The organism is Flavobacterium sp. (assembly GCF_003525665.1).
Taxonomy (GTDB): domain Bacteria; phylum Bacteroidota; class Bacteroidia; order Flavobacteriales; family Flavobacteriaceae; genus Flavobacterium.
Genome location: NZ_DQDX01000218.1, coordinates 17,780 through 18,994, shown reverse-complemented (window position 1 = coordinate 18,994; position 1,215 = coordinate 17,780). Strand labels below are relative to the sequence as shown.

Sequence of the window (1,215 nt, the reverse complement as noted above, 5' to 3'; positions counted from 1 at the left end):
AAATGAGGGAATGGCTTGGGGAACGGTAATTCCGGGCGAATATGGAAAGTTATTTTTAACAATTTTCAGAATCTTAGTTGTACCATTTATAGGATATTGGCTTTGGGATTCAACCATCAGAGAAAAATCAAATTTCTTGATCACTGCAATCGCTTTAATTTTTGCTGGAGCAGTTGGAAACATTATCGATTCTGTACTTTACGGAGTAATGTTTGACGATAGTACACGAACACATTTAGCCACTTTTTTCCCAGAAGATCATTACAGCACTTGGCTTCACGGTCGCGTGGTCGATATGTTTTATTTTCCTATTATTGAAGATTATTTGGTACCTAATTGGGTTCCGTTCATGGGTGGAAAAACAGTAACGTTCTTCAATGCAATTTTTAATGTTGCCGATGTCGCTATTTCTACAGGAGTTGGTATTTTAATTGTCTTCAACAAAAGAGCTTTCACTTTGCCACCACACAGTATTTCTAGAGTTTTTCACAATAAACTAGATTAATCTCTTTTAAGAAAAATCATAGATTTTATTCGGTGTAACACAATAATCCAGGCGAATATCATCCGTGTAAACATCAATAATTTCTTCCTCAGCTTCAAAGAAAGACAATCCTATTTTTATAGTTTCAGGTTGGCATTGCGATAAGAATTTATCATAAAATCCTTTGCCATAACCTACACGATTTCCTTTCGTATCAAATGCTAAAAGCGGCACAAAAACCACATCAATTTTAGAAACAGGAACTTCAATACCATCAACAGGTTCGGGAATATTGTACTCGTTTTTCTTAAATTTTGTATTATCCGTTAATAGAAAGTGCGTCATTTGAATCGAATTAAAATCAGTTTTAGCGACCACAATTTCTTTATCTTTTCCAGCTAAAATTTGAAGGATAAACTCGGTATTAATTTCTTTTTGCTCTTCAATAGTTAGAAACAAATGAAAATATAGTCGATCCCAAATGTCCAATTGAAGCAATTTATTAGCAATAGAAAGACTGTTGTTTTCAATTTCTTCCAATGATAATTCGCGTCGTAAGGCTTTGTACTTTTGTCTAAGTTCTTTTTTATACATAATGTAAAAGTAGAAAAATTAGAATTTGTTTTGTGAAGAATTTAAAGTTAATTTTGTTTGGAGAAAATAGTAGAATTGAAAATAAATAATTAGTTTAAATTGTGGCAAATACTATTGAGATTCCTGCGGAATGACAA

General features: G+C 32.4%; 2 protein-coding genes. One reads left to right on the top strand and one right to left on the bottom strand.

Annotation, left to right across the window (positions count from 1 at the left end):
* Positions 1–505: lipoprotein signal peptidase (locus DIU01_RS15035; RefSeq protein ID WP_290835878.1), on the top strand; the 505-nt coding region annotated here is incomplete at its 5' end.
* 6 nt (positions 506–511) lie between these two features.
* Here DIU01_RS15035 and DIU01_RS15030 read toward each other — a convergent pair.
* Positions 512–1,078, bottom strand: coding sequence for a 5-formyltetrahydrofolate cyclo-ligase (locus DIU01_RS15030; protein WP_290835876.1), 567 nt, complete (start codon positions 1,076–1,078; stop codon positions 512–514).
* Positions 1,079–1,215 lie beyond the last annotated feature (137 nt).